The organism is Kitasatospora misakiensis (genome assembly GCF_042656005.1).
Taxonomy (GTDB): Bacteria; Actinomycetota; Actinomycetes; order Streptomycetales; family Streptomycetaceae; genus Kitasatospora; species Kitasatospora misakiensis.
In genome coordinates this window covers 1-21918 of record NZ_JBHSOF010000066.1, presented here as the reverse complement: position 1 = coordinate 21918, position 21918 = coordinate 1, and the positions used below count along the sequence as shown (strand labels likewise).

The 21918-nt window shown below is 74.2% G+C and carries 2 protein-coding genes; both read left to right on the top strand.

Annotation, left to right across the window (positions count from 1 at the left end; translation table 11 throughout):
- Positions 1–24 precede the first annotated feature (24 nt).
- A complete protein-coding gene (locus ACFP3U_RS32820) occupies positions 25–4746 on the top strand; it encodes an amino acid adenylation domain-containing protein (protein WP_380229403.1) in 4722 nt (1573 codons plus the stop codon).
- 107 nt (positions 4747–4853) lie between these two features.
- Positions 4854–21918 (top strand): amino acid adenylation domain-containing protein (locus ACFP3U_RS32815; protein ID WP_380229402.1); only part of this gene is annotated, 17065 nt, incomplete at its 3' end.

Sequence of the window (21918 nt, the reverse complement as noted above, 5' to 3'; positions counted from 1 at the left end):
GCCTCGCAGCTGTTCCGCCCCTTTGTGACCGAGCGAGGAGCTCTCGTGGCACGGCAGTCCTTTGTGCATCACCTTTTCGCGAACTCGGCGGACCGGGTTCCCGACTCGGTCGCCGTATTCGACGGCCACCACGAGGTGGGCTATCGCGAAATCGACGAGCGGGCCGATCGGATCGCCGGATTCCTGGCCGGTTCCGGAATCGGCCCGGAATCGGTGGTCGGAATTCACCTCCCGGCCGGCGCCGACCTGGCGGCGGCCGTCCTCGGCGTGTGGCGGGCCGGTGCCGCCGTGCTGCCGCTGGACCCCGCCGGGCTGCCGACGGACCCCGCCGGGCGGGCCGACGCGGCCGGGGCGGGCGCCGATCTGGTCCTGACGGACGGCCGGGAGGCCGGCGCGGCCGCCGGAAGCACCCTCGCGGAGGCGGTGCGCGCGGCCGCGATCGCCGCCCCGGTGGACGTCGACCCGCGGGCCGCCGCCTGGATCGCCCCCGGCGCGGACGGCGGCCCCGCGGCCGTCCTCGACCACGCCACCGTCGTCAACCAGGTCACCTGGCTGGCCGAGGACCACGGCCTCGACGCCACCGACCGGGTCCTCGTCACCGGCCCCGCGGGTGCGGCCACCTGGGCGCTGTTCGCCGCGCTCACCGCCGGCGCGACCGCCGTCCTGCCCGCCCCGGCGCCGCACCCGGCCCGGCTGCTGGACGCCGCCGCCGAGCAGCGGGCCACCGTGCTGGTCGCGCCAGCCGCCACCCTCGCCGAGGCGACCGCCGTCGCCACCACCCCGGACCTCCGCCTGGTCCTCGCCCTCGGCGCCGCCCTGCCGCTGCCCGCCGCCCGCGCGCTGGCCGCCCGCGCCACCGAGCTGCGCACCCTGCACGTCCTGGAGCCCGGCGCGCTGATCGTCACCGCCGACGACTTCGACCCCGCCCGGGAGACCGCCGGCCCCGTCCTCGGCCGCCCCGTCGACCAGGTCCGGGTGCTGGTCGTCGACGAGTACGGCGACCCCGTCCCGCCGGGCGTCCCCGGTGAGCTGCACGTGGCCGGCCTGGGCCTGCCGCGCGGCTTCGCCGGCGACCCGCGGGCCACCGCCGACCGCCTCCGCCCCGCCTTCTTCGGCGCTCCCGGCAGCCGGATGCACGCCACCGGCACCCCGGTCCGCTGGCGCAACGACGGCACCCTGGAGCAGTTGGACGAGGCCGCCGCCGCCCCCGTGCCCGCCCCGGCCGCCGCCGTCGCCCGCCCCGCGTACACGGCGCCGGCCACCGCCGCCGAGCGCGCCGTGGCCGCCGTCTGGTCGGAGCTGCTGGAGGTCGCCGAGGTCGGCGCGGAGGACAACTTCTTCCAGTTGGGCGGCTACTCGCTGCTGCTCACCGAGCTGGCCCGCCGGCTGCACGCCGCCACCGGCACGGCCGTCGTCCTCGCCGACCTGTTCACCGCCGTCACCGTCCGCGAGCAGGCCGCCCTGCTGACCGTCGAGGAGCCCGCGGCCACGACCGCGGCCAGCACCGAGCGGGGCACCCCCGGCGTCGTGCCGGTGCCCCGCGACCGCCCGCTGCCGCTCTCCTCCGGCCAGCGCCGGATCTGGCTGCTCGACTCCATGGAGCCCGGCCCCGAGTGGGCCGCCCCGTTCTTCCTCCGGGTGCCCGCCGACCTGGACGCCGAGACCGTCCGCCTGGTGCTCGACACCCTCGCCGACCGCCACGAGGCCCTGCGCACCCGCTACCGCACCGTCGACGGCGAGCCCGTCCAGGAGGTCGGCGAGACCCTGCCGATCGACCTGCGCACCGTCGAGGGCGACCGCGAGCGGATCGTCGAGCTGTTCCGCGAGCAGTTCGAGACCCCCTTCGACCTCGCCTCCGGCCGGATCTGGCGGGCCACCCTGGCCGCCACCCCGGAGGCCGGCGAGGACCGCCTGCTGCTGGTGACCATCCACCACATCGCCTGCGACGGCTGGTCGGTCGCCGTCCTGGAGGACGAGTTCCGCACGCTCTGCGCCGCCCACCGGGCCGGTACCGCCGCCCGGCTGCCCGAGCCGGCCGTCCAGTACGCCGACTACGCGGCCTGGGAGCGGGAGTGGCACTCCAAGGAGCGGCTGGCCGGCGAACTCGACCACTGGCGCACCACCCTGGACGGCCTGGTCCCGCTGGAGCTGCCCACCGACCACCCCCGCCCGGCCCGCCGCGACCCGCGCGGCGGCGTGGTGAGCTTCGGCATCCCGCCGCGGCTCATGGACGCCGTCACCCGCCTGGGGCAGAGCCGCGAGGCCACCCCGTTCATGACCCTGCTCACCGCCTTCGGCACCCTGCTCGCCCGGCACAGCGGCCAGTGGGACGTGGTCGTCGGCACCCCCGTCGCCGGCCGCACCCGGCCCGAGGTCGAGCGGACCGTCGGCTTCTTCCTCAACTCCCTGGTGCTGCGCTGCCGGCTGGACGGCGCACTGCCGTTCACCGAGGCGCTGGACCGGCTGCGCGCCACCTGCCTGGACGCCTTCGCGCACCAGGAGCTGTCCTTCGAGCACATCGTCGACGAGCTGAACCCGGAGCGCGACCTCTCCCGCACCCCGCTCTACCAGGTCGCCTTCAACCTGCACGACGGCCGGCTGATCGGCGGCATGCCCGACCGGGCCGACATCGACCACCTGCACGCGGCCCGCCGGGTCGCCAAGACCGACCTCACCCTCTACGTGCGCGGCGACAGCGACGGCACCTGGAGCGGCGCGTTCGAGTACGCCGCCGCGCTGTTCGAGCCCGCTACCGTCGAGCGGCTGGCCGCGCAGTTCCTGCGCCTGCTGGAGACCTTCGCCGCCGACCCGGCCACCACCCTCGGCGGCGCCGAGCTGCTCTCCGGGGCCGAGCGCGAGCTGCTGCTCGGCGACTGGGGCACCGGCGAGCGGGCCGACTGGCCGGCCGGCACCACCCTCGACCTGATCGAGGCGCGGGCCGCCGCCACGCCGGACGCCGTCGCCGTCGTCGCCGGGGACGTGCAGCTGAGCTACCGGGAGCTGGATGAGCGGGCCAACCGCCTCGCCCACCACCTGCGCGCGGCCGGCGCCGGGCCGGAGACCGTGGTCGGCGTCTGCCTGGAGCGCGGGCCCGACCTGGTGCCCGCCCTGCTCGGCGTCTGGAAGGCCGGCGCCGCCTACCTGCCGCTCGACCCGGCGCTGCCCGCCGAACGGCTGCGCCACGTGCTCGCCGACTGCCGCTCGCCGCTGCTGGTCACCGAGACCGGTCTGGCGGCCACCACCGGCGGCTTCGACGGGACGCGGATCCTGCTGGACGCCGACCGGGAGGCCGTCGCCGCCCGCCCGGCCATCGCGCCGGCCCGCGCCGGCGACCCCGAGCAACTCGCCTACGTCATCTACACCTCGGGCTCCACCGGCCGCCCCAAGGGCGTCATGGTGCACCACCGCGGCCTGGCCAACCACCTGCGCTGGGCGGCCCGCGACCTGGTGACGGCCGAGGGCGGCGCGCCGCTGTTCTCCTCGCTCGCCTTCGACCTGCCCGCCACCAACCTGTACGTGCCGCTGATCACCGGCCGCCCGGTGCACGTGCTGCCCGCCGACCTCGACCTCGGCGCCCTCGGTGCCGCGCTCGCCGCCGGCGCGCCGTACAGCTTCGTCAAGCTCACCCCCGGCCACCTGGAGCTGCTCACCGACCAGCTGACGGGCGAGCAGGCGGCCGCGCTGGCGGACACGGTGCTGGTGGCCGGCGAGGCGCTGCCCGCGCGGACCGCCAACCGCTGGCTCGCGGCCCTCGGCACCGGCCGGCTGGTCAACGAGTACGGGCCCACCGAGGCCTCGATCGGCTCCACCGTCCACCCGGTCGACCGGCCGCAGGAGGGCACCGTCCCGCTCGGCGGTCCGCTGCCCAACACCACGGCGTACGTCCTGGACGAGGCCGGCCGGCCCGCCCCGGTCGGCGTCGCCGGCGAACTGCACGTCGGCGGCGAGGGACTGGCCCGCGGCTATCACGGCCGCCCGGACCTCACCGCGGAGAAGTTCGTCCCGAACCCGTACGGCCCGGCCGGCTCCCGGCTCTACCGCACCGGCGACCTGGCCCGCGTGCTGGACGGCGGCGCCGTCGAGTTCCTCGGCCGCATCGACACCCAGGTCAAGCTGCGCGGCTATCGCATCGAACTCGGCGAGATCGAGGCCGTGCTGACCGCGAACCCGGCCGTGCGCGACGCCGTGGTCGTCGTCCGGGAGAGCGCCACCGGCGAGCGGTCGCTGGCCGGGTACGTCGTCCCGGAGGGCGGGGAGTTCGCCGCCGAGGCGCTGCGCGCGGACCTCGCCGCCGTACTGCCCGAGTACATGGTGCCCGCGGCCCTCGCGGCGGTCGACCGGATCCCGCTCACCGCCAACGGCAAGGTCGACCGCCAGGCGCTGCCCGCGATCGAGCAGGCCGCCGGGGCCGAGGACGCGCCGGGCACGCCCACCGAGGAGCGGATCGCCGAGATCTGGGCCGAGCTGCTGGGCCTGCCCGCGGTCGGCGTCCACGACAGCTTCTTCGAGCTCGGCGGGCACTCGATCCTCGCGATCCGGATGACCTCCCGGCTCCAGGACGAGTTCGACGTCGACCTCTCGATCGCGACGGTCTTCGGCCACCCGACGGTCGCCCGGCTGGCGGAGGCGGTCGAGGAGCTCGTCCGGGCCGAGATCGAGCAGCTGAGCGACGCCGAGCTGAGCGACGCCGAGCTGGGCGATGCCGAGCTGAGCGACGCCGAGCTGAGCGACGCCGAACTCGTCTAGGTCCCAGCAGTCCCCCCCGCCCAGTCACCCCCGCCTCGCACCGACAGCGAACGACACGCGGCAAGCGCCGAGCGACAACCGGCAAGAACCCCGAGGGAGCAGTAGCAATGAGCACCGGCGACGAGCGGTCGACCGAGCAGGACGTGGCACAGCGGCGCGAGGAGCTGCTGCGGCGCCGGCTGGCCGGCAAGCGGGGGGGTCGCCGGTCCCTCATCACCCGGGCCGACCGGGAGCGGCCGCTGCCGCTCTCCTTCGGCCAGCAGCAGATGTGGTTCCTCAACCGCCTGGAGCCGGACAGCGCCGAGTACCTGGTGCCGCTGGTGCTGCGGCTGACCGGCACCCTCGACCGGGCGGCGCTCGGCGCCGCCTGGACCGGGATCGTCGCCCGGCACGAGATCCTGCGCACCCGCTACGCGCTGGCGGGCGAGGAGCCGGTCCAGCTCGTCGAGGAGCCCCGCCCGGCCCCGCTGCCGGTCACCGACCTGACCGCCGTCCCGGCCGCCGAGCGCGAGCAGCGGGCCCGCGCGGCGGCCGAGACGGAGATCGGCACCCCGTTCGACCTGGAGCGGGACCTCTCCGCCCGGGCCCGGCTGATCGCCCTGACCGCCGACGAGCACCTGCTGGTGGTCACCTTCCACCACATCGCCTGCGACGCCTGGTCGGTCGGCCTGTTCGCCGAGGAGCTCGGCGCCCTGTACGCCGCGTCCACGGCCGGCCAGGGCGACCCGCTGGAGCCGCTGCCCGTCCAGTACGCCGACTTCGCGGCCTGGCAGCGCGCGGAACTCGCCGGCCCCGCCCTGGAGCGGCAGCTCGGCCACTGGCGCGAGCGGCTCGCCGGCGTGCCCGTCCTCGACCTGCCGACCGACCGGCCGCGCCCGGCCCGCCGCGACCCGGCCGGCGACGCCGTCTCCTTCACCGTCCCCGCCGGGACGGCCCGCCGCGCCCGCGAGCTGGCCGCCGCGCACGGCACCACCCGGTTCACCGTGCTGCTCACCGCCTTCCAGGGCCTGCTCGCCCGCTGGACCGGCGGCAGCGACATCCCGGTCGGCGTGACCGTCTCCGGCCGCGCCCGCCCCGAGCTGCAGAAGCTCATCGGCTACGGCATCAACGTCGTCGTCGCCCGCCTCGGCTGGACCGGCGACCCGGCCTTCCGGGACCTCCTCGACGCCGGCCGCGCCACCGTGCTGGAGGCCTTCGAGCACCAGTCGGTGCCGTTCGCCCGCCTGGTCGACGAGCTGCAGCCCGAGCGCGACGCCTCCCGCACCCCGCTCTACCAGGTCGACTTCATCCTCCGCGAGCACACCGCCCCGGCCTTCGAGCTGCCCGGCCTGACCGTCCGCCCGGAGACCGCCGACCGGATCGCCAAGACCGACCTCACCCTCGACATCGAGGACTCCCAGGACGGCGCCCTGCACGCCCGACTGCGCTACGCCACCGCGCTGTTCGACCGGGAGACCGTCGAGCGGATGGCCGAGCACTACGTCCGGCTGCTGGACGCCGCCACCGTGGACCCGGCCGCCCGGCTCTCCGAACTGCCGCTGCTCGGCGAGGCCGAGTACGCCCGGCTGCTGGCCGAGGGCAACGACACCGCGGTGGCGCTCGACGAGGCCACCACCCTGCCCGCGCTCTTCGAGGAGCGGGCCCGCCGCACCCCCGACGCGCCCGCCGTCCTGTTCGAGGACACCGTGCTGACCTACCGGGAGCTGGACGAGCGGGCCAACCGCCTCGCCCGGCTGCTGATCGGCCGCGGCATCGGCCCCGAGCGGCTCGTCGCCCTCGCCCTGCCGCGCTCCGCCGAGCTGGTCGTCGCCGTGCTCGCCGTGCTCAAGTCCGGCGCCGGCTACCTGCCGCTCGACCCGGCCCACCCGCGCGAGCGGATCGCCTTCCAGCTCGACGACGCCCGCCCGGCCCTCGCCCTGACCGTCGCGGAGACCGACGGCCTGCTCGCCGGCCTGACGCCCGCCCGGATCGTCCTCGACGCCGCCCCGACCGCCGAGGCGCTCGCCGCGCAGCCCGCCACCGCCCCCGCGGACGGCGAGCGCACCGCGCCGCTGCTGCCCGCCCACCCCGCCTACGCCATCTACACCTCCGGCTCCACCGGCCGCCCCAAGGGCGTCCTGATCGGCCACGGCGCCCTCGTCAACCAGCTGACCTGGATGGCCGACGCGTTCCCGCTCACCGCCGACGACCGGGTGCTGTCCCGGACCGCGCCGACCTTCGACGCCTCGGTGTGGGAGCTCTGGCTGCCCCTGCTGACCGGCGCCGCCGTCTGCGTCGCCCCCGCCGAGGTGCTGCGCGACCCCGAGCTGCTGCTCGCCCACATCGCCCGCCAGGGCGTCACCGTCGCCCAGTTCGTCCCCGCGCTGCTCGCCCTCGCCGTCCGCGCCCGCCGCTCCGCCGAACCGCTGCCGCTGCGCCTGGTGTTCGTCGGCGGCGAGCCGATCGCCCCCGCGCTGGCCGCCGAGGCCGCCGCCGCCTGGGGCGTGCGGATCCACAACCTGTACGGCCCGACCGAGACCACCGTCCAGGTCACCACCCACGCCTTCGACCCGGCCGCCGACACCGCGACCGTGCCGCTCGGCCGGCCCGTCCGCAACACCCGGCTGTACGTGCTCGACGCCACCCTGCGCCCCGTCCCCGCCGGTGTCCCCGGCGAGCTGTACGTGGCCGGCCACCAGCTGGCCCGCGGCTACCTCCACCGCCCGGAGCTGACCGCCGAGCGCTTCCTGCCGGACCCGTTCGCCGCCGGCGAGCGCCTGTACCGCACCGGCGACCTGGTCCGCCGCCACCGGGACGGCCGGCTGGAGTACGTCGGCCGCACCGACGAGCAGGTCAAGGTGCGCGGCCACCGCATCGAGCCGGGCGAGATCGAGGCCGCCGTGGCCGACTGCCCCGGCGTCCGGCAGGCCGCCGTCCTCGTCCGCGAGGACCGGCCGGGGGACCGGACGATCGTCGCCTACGTGGTCGCGGCCCCGGGCACCCGGGTCGAGGCCCGCGAGGTGCGCGAGCTGGTCGCCGCCCGGCTGCCCGAGTCCATGGTCCCCTCGGCGGTCGTCGCGCTGGACGCGCTGCCGCTGACCCCCAACGGCAAGCTCGACCGCCGGGCGCTGCCCGCACCGGGCGCCGAGCACCTCGCCGCCCGGGAGCACGTCGCCCCGCGCACCGAGGTGGAGGAGCGGCTGGCCGCGGCCTGGGCCGAGGTGCTCGGCCTGCCGCGGGTCGGCGTCGAGGACGGCTTCTTCGACCTCGGCGGCGACTCGATCCGCGCCGTCCGGCTGGCCGGCGCCCTGCGCGAGGCCGGGTACGAGGTCTCCATCCGCGACCTCTTCGAGCACCGGACGGTCGCCGCGCTGGCCGCCGTCGTCGCCGACCGCGGCACCGCCGCCCCGGCCGCCGCCGCGGTCGCGCCGTTCGCGCTGATCGACGCGGACGACCGGGCGCTGCTCCCGGCGGGCGTGGTCGACGCGTACCCGCTGTCGCAGGTGCAGACCGGCATGCTGGTCGAGATGCTGACCGGCGAGGGCGGCAACGCCTACCGCAACATCAGCTCCTACCGGATCCCGGACACCGAGCCGTTCTCCGCCGAGGCGCTGCGCGCGGCCGTCGCGCTGCTCACCGGGCGCCACGAGAACCTGCGCACCTCCGTCCACCTGGAGGGCTTCGGCCGCCCGCTGCAGCTGGTCCACGCGCGGGCCGAGGTGCCGGTCGCGGTGAGCGACGTGCGGGCCCTCTCGGCCGAGCAGCAGGAGCGGCTCGCCGAGGACTTCGGCCGTGAGGAGCGGGCCGCCTGGTTCGAGCTGACCGCCGCGCCGCTGCTGCGGATCGCCGTGCACGTCGAGGCGGACGACGCCTGGCGGCTCACCTTCAGCCACTCGCACGCCGTGACGGACGGCTGGACCGTCAACTCGCTGCTGGCCGAGCTGCTGGACTGCTACCGGGCGCTGCGCGACGGCCGCGAGCCGGCGGCGTTCGAGCCGTCCGCCGTGCGGTACGCCGACTTCGTCGCCGCCGAGCTGGACGCGCTGGCCGACCCGGCCGAGCAGGCGTTCTGGACCGGGGTCGTGGGCGCCCACGCGCCGGCCGCCGTCCCCGCCTCCTGGGCCGCCCCGGCCTCCTGGGACGCCGCCGAGCCGCTGCACCTCCGCGTCCCGTACGGCGACCTGGCCGACGGGCTGCGCGCGCTCGCGGGCGAGGCCGGTGCCTCGCTGAAGACCGTGCTGCTGGCCGCCCACCTCAAGGTGCTGGGCACGCTGTCCACGGAGGAGGCCGTCCACACCGGCGTCGTCCACCACGGCCGCCTGGAGGCGGTCGGTGCCGACCGGGTGCTCGGCATGCACCTCAACACCCTGCCGTTCCCGGCCCGTCCGGGCGCCGCCCGCACCTGGCGCGAGCTGGTCGAGCAGGTGCGGCGGCAGGAGACCGAGATCTGGTCGCACCGCCGCTACCCGCTGCCCGCGATCCAGCGCGCCGCCGGGGTCGGCGGCGAGCTGCTGCCGGTGCTCTTCGACCACCAGGACTTCCACCAGGTCGACCGCGACACCACCGAGGTCGACGGCGGACTGCGCGACGGCGGCAACGAGTTCGAGCTCACCGCGACCTCCCGCGGCGGCGGCATCGACCTCAGCACCACGACCGCCGTGGTGAGCCGGGAGAACCTGGCGCGCCTCGGCTCGATGTACCGCGCTGTGCTGGCCGCGATGGCCGCCGACCCGTTCGGCGACGCCACCGGCGCGCTCCTGCCCGAGGGCGAGCGGGCGCTGCTGCTGGGGGCGTGGAACGCGCCTGCCGAGCAGCCGGTGACGGCGGCCGTGCACGAGCTGTTCGCGGCCGTGGCCGCCGCTTCTCCGGAGGCGGTGGCGCTGACCAGTGGCTCGGTGCACCTGACCTACCGGGAGCTGGACGAGCGGGCCAACCGGATCGCCCAGCACCTGGTGGCGGCGGGCGCGGGCCCGGACGTGATTGTCGGTGTCTGCCTGGAGCGCGGTCCGGACCTGATCCCGACCCTGTTGGGTGTGCTGAAGTCCGGTGCGGCGTACCTGCCGCTGGACCCGATCAACCCGGCCGAGCGCCTGGCCTACATGCTGGCGGACGCGCAGGCGCCGATCCTGGTCACCCACTCCGCCGTCGCCGCGCCGGAGTTCGCGGGCACCCGGATCGTCCTGGACCGGGACGCGGAGGCCATTGCGGCCCGTCCGGCCGTCGCGCCGGTCACCGCCGTCCGACCCGACAACCTGATCTACGTCATCTACACCTCCGGCTCCACCGGCCTGCCCAAGGGCGTCTGCCTCACCCACGCCAACGTCGTCCGCCTCTTCTCCTCCACCCGCGACCAGTACGCCTTCGGGGCCGACGACGTCTGGATCCTCTTCCACTCCTACGCCTTCGACGTCTCCGTCTGGGAGATGTGGGGCGCCCTGCTGCACGGCGGCCGCCTCGTGGTCGTCCCGCCGACGGTGACCCGCTCCCCGGAGGACCTGCTGGACCTGCTGGTCCGCGAGCGGGTCACCGTGCTGTGTCAGACCCCGTCGGCCTTCCGCTCGCTGGCTGCCCTGGCCGGCGACGCCGACGCAGCCGTGGACGCGCTCGCCCTGCACTCCGTGATCTTCGCCGGGGAGCGGCTCGACATGTCCGAACTCCGGCCCTGGACGGCCCGCCTCGGCGCCCACCGCCCCGCGCTGATCAACATGTACGGGATCACCGAGACCACCGTCCACTCCACCTACCACCGGGTGACCGAGGACGACCTCGCCCGCCCCACCCACAGCCCGATCGGCTCCCCGCTCGCCGACCTCACAATCCACCTGCTCGACGCCGACGGCCAGTTGGTGCCGGTCGGCGTCCCCGGCGAGATCTACGTCGGCGGCCCGGCCGCCGCCCGCGGCTACCTCAACCGCCCCGAGCTGACCGCCGAGCGCTTCGTCCCCGACCCGTACGGCCCGGCCGGCTCGCGCCTCTACCGCAGCGGCGACCTCGCCGTCCGCCTGGCCGACGGCACCCTGGAGTCCCTCGGCCGGATCGACAAGCAGGTCAAGATCCGCGGGTACCGGATCGAACTGGGCGAGATCGAGGCCTGCCTGCGCGAGCACGCGCTGGTCCGCGACGCCGTCGTCGCGGTGCGCGAGGGCGAGGCGGGGGAGAAGTCCCTGGTCGCGTACGTCGTCCTGGCAGACGGCGGGGTGCTCGACGCGGCCGAGCTGCGCGCCCACCTCGGCGCCGCCCTGCCGGACTACATGATCCCGGCGGCCTTCGTCGAGCTGGCCGCCGTCCCGCTGACCGCCAACGGCAAGGTCGACGTGCGCGCCCTGCCGGCGCCGGACCTGGCCGCGTTCGCGGGTACGGCGTTCGTCGCGCCGCGAACGCCGGTGGAGGAGCGGCTCGCCGCGGTGTGGGCCGAGGTGCTCGGTCTGCCGCAGGTGGGTGTCGAGGACAGCTTCTTCGACCTCGGCGGTGACTCGATCCGGGCCGTGCGCCTGGTCGGTGCCCTGCGGGCCGCCGGCTTCGACGTCTCGATCCCGGACGTCTTCCAGCTGAAGACCATTGCCGCCCTGGCGGTCCGGGTGGCCGGTCAGGAGGCCGGCGAGTCGCTGATCCGTACCGTCGAGCCCTTCGCCCTGATCGGCGAGCGGGACCGGGCGCTGCTTCCGGCGGACGTGGTGGACGCCTATCCGCTGTCGCAGGTGCAGACCGGCATGCTGGTCGAGATGCTGGCCTCCGGTGACGAGCACGTCTACCAGAACATCAACTCCTTCCGGATCCCGGACAGTCGGCCGTTCTCCGCCGAGGCGCTGCGCGCGGCCCTCGCGACCGTCGTGGCCCGCCACGACATCCTGCGCACCTCGATGCACCTGGACGGCTTCAGCCAGCCGGTCCAGCTGGTGCACGCCCACGTCGACGTCCCGCTCGCCGTGCACGACCTGCGCGGCCTGTCCGCCGAGGAGCAGACCGGGCGCGCGACGGCGTACGTCGCCGCCGAGCGGGCGGCCGGCTTCGAGCTGACCGCCGCGCCGCTGCTGCGGGTCGCCGTGCACGTCGAGGCCGAGGACGCCTGGCGCATGACGTTCAGTCACATCCACGCCGTCACCGAGGGGTGGAGCTACCACACCCTGCTGATGGAGGTCCTGGCCTGCTACCGCGGCCTGGTGGAGGGCCAGGGCCTGCCCGCGTACGAGGCCCCCGCCGTCCGGTACGCCGACTTCATCGCCGCCGAGTTGGCCTCGCTGGCCGACGCGGACGACCAGGCGTTCTGGCAGGACGTGGTGACCACCCACGCGCCGACCGCGCTCCCCGCCTCCTGGGCGGAGCAGGGCGCCACCCGCGAGAAGGTGCACGTCAGGGTCCCGTACGCCGACCTGGAGGACGGCCTGCGGGCGCTGGCGGCCGACGCCAAGACCTCGCTGAAGAGCGTGCTGCTGGCGGCGCACCTGAAGGTGCTGGGCGCGCTGACGGCGGAGGACGCCTTCCATGCGGGTGTGGTGTACCACGGTCGTCTGGAGGCTCCGGGTGCGGACCGGGTGTTGGGGATGCACCTCAACACGTTGCCGTTCCCGGCTCGTCGGGGTGCCCGTACTTGGCGTGAGCTGGTGGAGGGGGTGTACCGGCAGGAGACCGAGATCTGGTCGCACCGCCGTTACCCGCTGCCCGCCATCCAGCGCGCGGCCGGCGCCTCGGGCGACCTGCTCGGCATCCTCTTCGAGTACCTGGACTTCCACCAGGTCGACACCGACGCGATCGACGCCACCGCCACCATGGGGATCGGCGGCAACGAGTTCGGGCTCAACGTCATTGCCCGGGGCGGGAATCTGGGGCTGAGCAGCTCGACCGACGTGGTCGGGCGGGCGAACCTGGAGCGGCTGGGCGGGATGTACCGCGCGGTGCTGGAGGCCATGGCCGGGGACCCGGACGGGGACGCGAGCGGTGTGTTCCTGGCGGAGGCGGAGCGTTCGCTGCTGCTGGGCGAGTGGGCGTTCGGTGGTCGTGTGGAGCGGCCGGCGGGGACGGTGCTGGACCTGTTCGAGGTGCAGGCCGCCGCGACGCCGGACGCCGTCGCCGTGGTCGTGGGTGACGTGAAGCTCTCCTACCGTGAGGTGGAGGAGCGGGCGAACCAGGTGGCGCACCACCTGCTCGCGGCCGGTGCGGTCGCGGACTCTCTCGTCGGGGTGTGCCTGGAGCGCGGGCCCGAGCTGGTTCCGGTGCTGCTGGGCATCTGGAAGGCCGGTGCGGCGTACCTGCCGCTGGACCCGACCCTGCCCGCCGAGCGCCTCGCGTACATCCTCGCCGACACGGCGGCCCCGGTCCTGGTCACCAGCACCGCCCACACCGCCACGCTCTCGGCCGTCCACCAGGGCACCCTTGTCGTCCTGGACACCGACCGCCGCTTGAACCGTCGCCCCACCGCGGCTCCGGCGCGTTCGACCGACCCGGCGCAGCTGGCGTACGTGATCTACACCTCCGGCTCCACGGGCCGCCCGAAGGGTGTGATGATCCACCACGCGGGTCTGGCGAACTACCTGACGTGGACGGTGGATGCGTACGCCTCCCAGGGCACCGGTGGTGCGCCGCTGTTCTCGTCGATCTCCTTCGACCTGGGTATCCCGGACCTGTTCACCCCGCTGATCTGCGGCCAGGCCGTCACCCTGCTCCCCGACGGCATCGACACCGCCTCCCTGGGCTCCGCCCTCGCCGAGGCGGGTCCGTTCAGCTTCGTGAAGCTCACCCCCGGACACCTCGACCTGCTCACCCACCAGCTGTCCGCCCAGCAGGCCCGCGACCTCGCGGGCGTGGTCATCGCCGCCGGTGACAACTTCCCGGTGTCGCTCGCCGAGCGCTGGCAGCACCTGGCGGGTCCGGGCGGTACGAAGGTCGCGACCGAGTACGGCCCGACCGAGATCACCATCGGCAACTCCGGTCTGATCATCGACGAACTCCCCGCCATCGAGGCGATCCCGCTCGGTGCGCCCATCCCCAACACCGGCATGTACGTCCTCACCGAGGACCTCCAGCCCACCCCCATCGGTGTCGCCGGAGAGGTCTACATCGACGGCGCCGGCCTGGCCCGCGGCTACCTCGGCCGCCCCGACCTGACCGCCGAAAAGTTCCTCCCCAACCCCCACGGCCCCGCCGGCTCCCGCCTCTACCGCACCGGCGACCTCGCCCGCTTCCTCCCCGACGGCACCCTGGAAACCCTCGGCCGCATCGACAACCAGGTCAAAATCCGCGGCTACCGCATCGAACTCGGCGAGATCGAAGCCCGCCTGCGCGAACACCCCCACGTCCGCGACGCCGTCGTCACCGTCCGCGAGCCGCAGCCCGGCAACAAGCGCCTCACCGCCTACCTCGTCCCCGCCGAGGCCGTGCGCCCCGACACCACCGCCCTGCGGGCGCACCTCGGGGCCGTCCTCCCCGACTACATGGTCCCCGCGGCCTACCAGCTGATCGACCACATCCCCCTCACCACCAACGGCAAGGTGGACCACCGCGCCCTGCCCGCGCCCGACCTGGCGGCGTTCGGCGCGGACGCGTCCTACGTCGCGCCGCGTACGCCGCTGGAGGAGCGCCTCGCCGCCGTCTGGTGCGAGGTGCTGGACCTGCCGCAGGCCGGTGTCGAGGACAGCTTCTTCGACCTCGGCGGCGACTCGATCCGCGCCGTCCGCCTGGTCGGTGCCCTGCGCGCCGCCGGTTTCGACGTGTCGATCCCGGACGTCTTCCAGCACCGCACCGTCGCCGCGCTCGCCGAACTGCTCGGCACCCGCGACCTCGGCCACTCGCTGGTCGCGGCCGTGGAGCCGTTCGCGCTCGTCACCGGGCAGGACCGGGCGAAGCTGCCGGCGGACGCCGTGGACGCGTACCCGCTGTCGCAGGTGCAGACCGGCATGCTGGTCGAGATGCTGGCCGGCGACGGCCGGAACACCTACCGGAACATCACCTCCTTCCGGATCCCCGACACCGAGGCCTTCGACGCCGCCGCCATGCGCGCGGCCGTGGAGACCGTCGTGGCCCGCCACGAGGTGCTGCGGACGACCATGCACCTGGACGGCTTCTCGCAGCCGCTCCAGCTGGTCCGCGCCGCCGTCGACGTCCCCGTGCTGGTCACCGACCTGCGCGGACTGCCGTCCGAGGAGCAGACGCGGCGGACCCTGGCCTGGGTCGAGGAGGACCGCGCGACCGGCTTCGACCTGGCCGCCGGGCCGCTGCTGCGGCTCGCCGTGCACATCGAGGCAGACGACGCGTGGCGCCTCACCTTCAGCCACCTGCACGTGATCACCGACGGCTGGACGGTCAACTCCCTGCTGATGGAGCTGGTCGGGATCTACCGCGAGCTGCGCGACGGCCGCGAGCCGGCGCCGTTCGAGGCGCCGTCGGTCCGGTACGCCGACTTCGTCGCCGCCGAGCAGGCCGCGCTCGCCGACCCCGCCGAGCAGGCGTTCTGGCAGGGGGTCGTCGACACCCACAGCCCGCTGGTCCTGCCGAGCAGCTGGGCCGACGAGTCCGCCGACCCCGCCGAGCGCCACGGCCTGCGCGTCCCCTTCGCGGACCTGGAGGACGGCCTGCGGACGCTGGCCGCCGAGGCGAAGACCTCGCTCAAGAGCGTGCTGCTCGCCGCACACTTGACGGTGCTCGGCGCGCTCACGGCGGAGGAGGCCTTCCACACGGGCGTGGTCTACCACGGCCGCCTGGAGGCCCCCGGCTCCGACCGGGTGCTCGGCATGCACCTCAACACCCTGCCGTTCCCGGCCACCCGGGGCGCGCGGACCTGGCACGAGCTGGTGGAGGGCGTGTACGCCCGGGAGACCGAGATCTGGTCCCACCGCCGGTACCCGCTGCCCGCCGTCCAGCGGGCCGCCGGTGGGGTCGGCAGCCTGCTCTCGGTGATGTTCGACCACCAGAACTTCCACCAGGTCGACGCCGACTCCGTGGACGTCGAGGCGACCATGGGCGAGGGCGCGAACGAGTTCGACCTCGTCGCCATCGCGAGCGGCGGGGCGTTCCGGCTCAGCTGCGCGGCCACCGTGTTCGCCGCGGAGAACCTGGCGCGGCTGGGTGCGATGTACCGCGCGGTGCTGGAGGCGATGACCGCCGACCCGTTCGGCGACGCCACCGGCGCGCTTCTGCCCGAGGCGGACCGCGAGCTGCTGGGGGCGTGGAACACGCCTGCCGAGCAGCCGGTGACGGAGACCGTCCACGAGCTGTTCGCCGCCGTGGCCGCCGCTTCCCCGGAGGCGGTGGCGCTGACCAGTGGCTCGGTGCACCTGACCTACCGGGAGCTGGACGAGCGGGCCAACCGGATCGCCCAGCACCTGGTGGCGGCGGGCGCCGGTCCGGATGTGATCGTGGGCGTCTGCCTGGAGCGCGGTCCGGACCTGATTCCGACCCTGCTGGGTGTGCTGAAGTCCGGTGCGGCGTACCTGCCGTTGGACCCGATCAACCCGGCAGAGCGCCTGGCCTACATGCTCGACGACGCGCAGGCGCCGATCCTGGTCACCCACTCGGCCCTGCCGGAGCTGGATTTCGCCGGCACCCGGGTTGTCCTGGACCGGGACGCGGAGGTGATCGCGGCCCGTCCGGCCGTCGCGCCCGTGACCGCCGTCCGGCCCGACAACCTGATCTACGTCATCTACACCTCCGGCTCCACCGGCCTGCCCAAGGGCGTCTGCCTCACCCACGCCAACGTGGCACGCCTGTTCACCGCGACGCGCGAGCAGATCGCGTTCTCGGCCGAGGACGTGTGGGCGCTGTTCCACTCCTACGCCTTCGACGTCTCGGTCTGGGAGATGTGGGGCGCCCTGCTGCACGGCGCCCGCCTGGTGGTCGTCCCGCCGACGGTCGGCCGGTCGCCGCAGGACCTGCTGGACCTGCTGGTCCGCGAGCGGGTCACCGTGCTCTGCCAGACCCCGTCCGCGTTCCGCTCGCTGGCCGCCCTGGCCGGTGACACCGATGCCGATGCCGATGAGGACGCGGCCGTGGAGGCACTCGCCCTGCGCGCCGTGATCTTCGCCGGTGAGCGGCTCGACATGTCCGAACTGGAGCCGTGGACGGCCCGGTTCGGCGTGCGGCGCCCGGCCCTGGTCAACATGTACGGCCCGACCGAGATCACCGTGTACGCGACGTACCACCGGATCGGCGCGGACGACCTGGCGCACCCCGGCCGCAGTGTCATCGGCCGCCGCCTCGCCGACCTCACCATCCACCTGCTCGACGCCGCCGGCCGCCCGGTGCCCGTCGGCGTCCCCGGCGAGATGCACATCGGCGGCCCCGGCCTCGCCCAGGGCTACCTGCGCCGACCGGAGCTGACGGCGGAGAAGTTCGTCCCGAACCCCTTCGGCCCGGCGGGCACCCGCCTCTACCGGACGGGCGACCTCGCCCGCTTCCTGCCGGACGGCTCGATCGACTTCCTCGGCCGCATCGACAAGCAGGTCAAGGTCCGCGGTTACCGCATCGAGCTGGGCGAGATCGAGGCCCGGCTGCGCGAGCACGCGCTGGTCCGCGATGTCGTCGTCGCGGTGCGCGAGAGCGACGCCGGGGAGAAGTCCCTGGTCGGGTACGTCGTCCCGGCGGACGGCGGGGTGCTCGACACGTCCGCGCTGCGCACCCACCTGGCCCAGGCGCTGCCGGAGTACATGGTCCCGGCGGCCTTCGTCGAGCTGGCCGCCGTCCCGCTGAACGGCAGCGGCAAGGTGGACCACCGCGCGCTGCCGGCGCCGGACCTGGCCGCGTTCGCGGGGGCCGCGTTCGTGGCTCCGCGGACGCCGGTGGAGGAGCGGCTGGCCGCCGTCTGGTGCGAGGTGCTGGGCCTGTCGCGGGTCGGTGTCGAGGACAGCTTCTTCGACCTCGGTGGTGACTCGATCCGCGCTGTGCGTCTGGTGGGCGCCCTGCGGGCCGCCGGGTTCGACGTGTCGATCCCGGACGTGTTCCAGCTGAAGACCGTCGCCGCGCTGGCGGTCCGGGTGGCCGGCCAGGAGGTCGGCGAGTCGCTGATCCGTACCGTCGAGCCGTTCGCGCTGATCGGCGAGCGGGACCGGGCGCTGCTCCCGGCGGGCGTGGTGGACGCGTACCCGCTGTCGCAGGTGCAGACCGGCATGCTCGTCGAGATGCTGGCCGCCTCGGGCGACGAGCACGTCTACCAGAACATCAACTCCTTCCGGATCCCCGACGCCGAGGCCTTCGACGCCGCCGCCATGCGCCGCGCCGTGGACACCGTCGTCGCCCGCCACGACATCCTGCGCACCTCGATGCACCTCGACGGCTTCAGCCAGCCGCTCCAGCTGGTGCACGCCCACGTCGACGTCCCGCTCACCGTGCACGACGTGAGCGCGCTCTCGGCCGAGGAGCAGCAGAAGCTGGCGTTCGCCTACCGCGAGGAGGAGTACGCCACCGGGTTCGACCTGTCGGCGGCGCCGCTGCTGCGGATCGCCGTCCATGTCGAGGGCGCCGACGCCTGGCGGATGACGTTCAGCCAGATCCACGCGATCACCGAGGGGTGGAGCTACCACACCCTGCTGATGGAACTCGTCGCCGCCTACCGCACCCTGCGGGACGGCCGCGAGCCGGCCGGGTACGAGGCGCCCGCCGTGCGGTACGCCGACTTCATCGCCGCCGAGCAGGCGTCGCTGGCCGACGCGGACGACCAGGCCTTCTGGCAGCAGGTGGTCGACCAGCACAGCCCGGCCCGGATTCCGGCGAGTTGGGCGACGGCGGACGAGGCCGCGTCGCGCGAGACCTTCCACGCCCGGGCGCCGTTCGCCGACCTGGAGGAGGGGCTCCAGCGGCTCGCCGTCGAGGCGAGGACGTCGATCAAGAGCGTGTTCCTCGCGGCGCACCTGAAGGTGCTGGGCATGCTGACGGTGGAGGAGTCCTTCCACACGGGTGTGGTGTACCACGGTCGTCTGGAGGCTCCGGGTGCGGACCGGGTGCTGGGGATGCACCTCAACACGCTGCCGTTCCCGGCGAGTCGGGGTGCGGCGCGGACGTGGCGTGAGCTGGTGGAGGGGGTGTACCGGCAGGAGACCGAGATCTGGTCGCACCGGCGTTACCCGCTGCCGGCGATCCAGCGGGCGGCCGGCAACTCGCGTGAGCTGCTGACCATCCTGTTCGAGTACCTGGACTTCCACCAGGTCGACACCGACACGGTCGACGTCCAGGCCAACATGGGCAGCGACGCCAACGAGTTCGGGCTCAACGTCATCGCCCGCAGTGGCCGGATCAACCTGTACAGCACGGGTGCCGTGGTGAGTGGGGAGAACCTGGAGCGGCTGGGGGCGATGTACCGGTCGGTGCTGGAGGCGATGGCTGGGGACCCGGATGGGGACGCGAGCCAGGTGTTCCTCGCGGACGCGGAGCGCGCGCTGCTGCTCGACGGTTGGGCTTCTGGTGGTGTGGTGGAGCGGGGTTCGGCGACGGTGCTGGACCTGTTCGAGGCGCAGGCCGCCGTGACGCCGGACGCTGTCGCGGTCGTCGCGGGGGACGTGAAGCTCTCCTACCGTGAGGTGGAGGAGCGGGCCAACCAGGTCGCTCACCACCTGCTCGCGGCCGGTGCGGTCGCGGACTCTCTGATCGGTGTGTGCCTGGAGCGCGGCCCCGAGCTTGTCCCCGTTCTCCTGGGGATCTGGAAGGCCGGTGCGGCGTACCTGCCGCTGGACCCGACCCTGCCCGCCGAGCGCCGTGCGTTCATCCTGGAGGACACGCAGGCAACCATCCTGGTGACGGACGCCCCGGGCTCCTTCGATGGGACGACCCTGCTCGTGAACGAGCTGACCGGCGGCTCCCGGACTGCCCCCGTGCGTTCGACCGACCCCGCGCAGCTCGCGTACGTCATCTACACCTCCGGCTCCACCGGCCGCCCCAAGGGCGTGATGATCCACCACGCCGGTCTGGCGAACTACCTGACGTGGACGGTGGATTCGTACGCCTCCCAGGGCACGGGCGGTGCGCCGCTGTTCTCGTCGATCTCCTTCGACCTGGGCATCCCGGATCTGTTCACCCCGCTGATCTGCGGCCAGGCCGTCACCCTGCTTCCCGATGGCCTGGACACCGCCTCACTGGGCACGGCCCTCGCCGAGGCCGGCCCGTTCAGCTTCGTGAAGCTCACCCCCGGACACCTCGACCTGCTCACCCACCAGCTCACCGCCCAGCAGGCCCGCGACCTCGCGGGTGTCGTGATCGCGGCCGGTGACAACTTCCCGGTGTCGCTCGCCGAGCGCTGGCAGCAGCTCGCCGGTCCGGATGGCACGAAGGTCGCGACCGAGTACGGCCCCACCGAGATCACGATCGGCAACTCCGGTCTGATCATCGGCGAACTCCCGACGATCGAGGCGATCCCGCTCGGCGCCCCGATCCCGAACACGGGCATGTACGTCCTCACCGAGGAACTGCAGCCGACCCCGATCGGTGTCGCCGGAGAGGTCTACATCGACGGCGCCGGCCTGGCCCGGGGCTACCTCGGCCGCCCCGACCTGACCGCCGAGAAGTTCCTCCCCAACCCCCACGGCCCCGCAGGCTCCCGCCTCTACCGCACCGGCGACCTGGCGCGGTTCCTGCCCGACGGCACGCTGGAGACCCTCGGCCGCATCGACAACCAGGTCAAAATCCGCGGTTACCGCATCGAGCTGGGCGAGATCGAAGCCCGCCTGCGCGAGCACGCGCAGGTCCGCGACGCCGTCGTGGCCGTCCGCGCCCTCGGCTCCGGCGAGAAGTCCCTCGTCGGTTACCTGGTCCTGGCGGACGGTGTCCCGCTGGACGTGGCCGCCCTGCGGGCGCACCTCGGTGCAGGCCTGCCGGAGTACATGGTCCCGGCGGCCTTCGTCGAGCTGGCCGAGATCCCGCTGACCACCAACGGCAAGGTGGACCACCGCGCGCTGCCGGCGCCGGACCTGGCCGCCTTCGCGGGGGCCGAGTTCGTCGCTCCGCGTACGCCGGTGGAGGAGCGCCTGGCGGCCGTCTGGTGCGAGGTGTTGGGCCTGTCGCAGGTCGGTGTCGAGGACAGCTTCTTCGACCTCGGCGGCGACTCCATCCGCGCCGTCCGCCTGGTCGGTGCGCTGCGTGCGGCCGGGTACGACGTGTCGATCCCGGACGTGTTCCAGCTGAAGACGATCGCCGCCCTCGCGGGCCGCCTCGCCGGCCAGCAGGCCGGCACCTCCCTGGTCGCCGCGGTCGCGCCGTTCGCGCTGATCGGCGCGGACGACCGGGCGCAGCTCCCGGCCGACGTGGTGGACGCGTACCCGCTGTCGCAGGTGCAGACCGGCATGCTGATCGAGATGCTGGCCTCGGGCGACGCGCGCCTCTACCAGAACATCAACTCCTTCCGACTCCCGGACGCCCACCCGTTCTCCGCCGAGGCGATGCGCGAAGCGGTGGACACGGTCGTGGCGCGCCACGACATCCTGCGGACCACCATGCACCTGGACGGCTTCTCCCAGCCGCTCCAGCTGGTGCACGGCGACCTCCGGATCCCCGTCGGCGTTCACGACGTCCGTGGCCTGTCCGCCGAGCAGCAGACCGAGCTGGCGTTCGCCTTCGTGGACCAGGAGCGCGCTGCCGGGTTCGACATCGAGGCGGGCCCGCTGCTGCGGCTCTCGGTCCACGTCGAGTCGGACCAGGCATGGCGCATGACGTTCAGTCACATCCACGCCATCACCGAGGGGTGGAGCTACCACACCCTGCTGATGGAGCTGCTGAGCTGCTACCGCAGCCTGGTCGAGGGTCGCGGCGTCCCCGCGTACGAGGTCCCGTCCGTTCGCTTCGCCGACTTCATCGCGGCCGAGCAGGCGTCGCTGACCAGCGAGTCCGACCAGTCCTTCTGGCTGGACGTCGTGGACACCCACAGTCCGGCCCAACTCCCGGCCGCCTGGGCCGAGTCGGAGGCCCCGCGCGAGCCGCTCCACATCCGCGTCCCGTACGTGGACCTGGAGGACGACCTCCGCAAGCTCGCCGTCGACGCCAAGACCTCGCTGAAGAGTGTGCTGCTGGCGGCGCACCTGAAGGTGCTGGGCATGGTGTCGGGCGAGGAGTCCTTCCATACGGGCGTGGTCTACCACGGTCGTCTGGAGGCTCCGGGGGCGGACCGGGTGTTGGGGATGCACCTCAACACGCTGCCGTTCCCGGCTCGTCGGGGTGCGGCGCGGACGTGGCGTGAGCTGGTGGAGGGGGTGTACCGGCAGGAGACCGAGATCTGGTCGCACC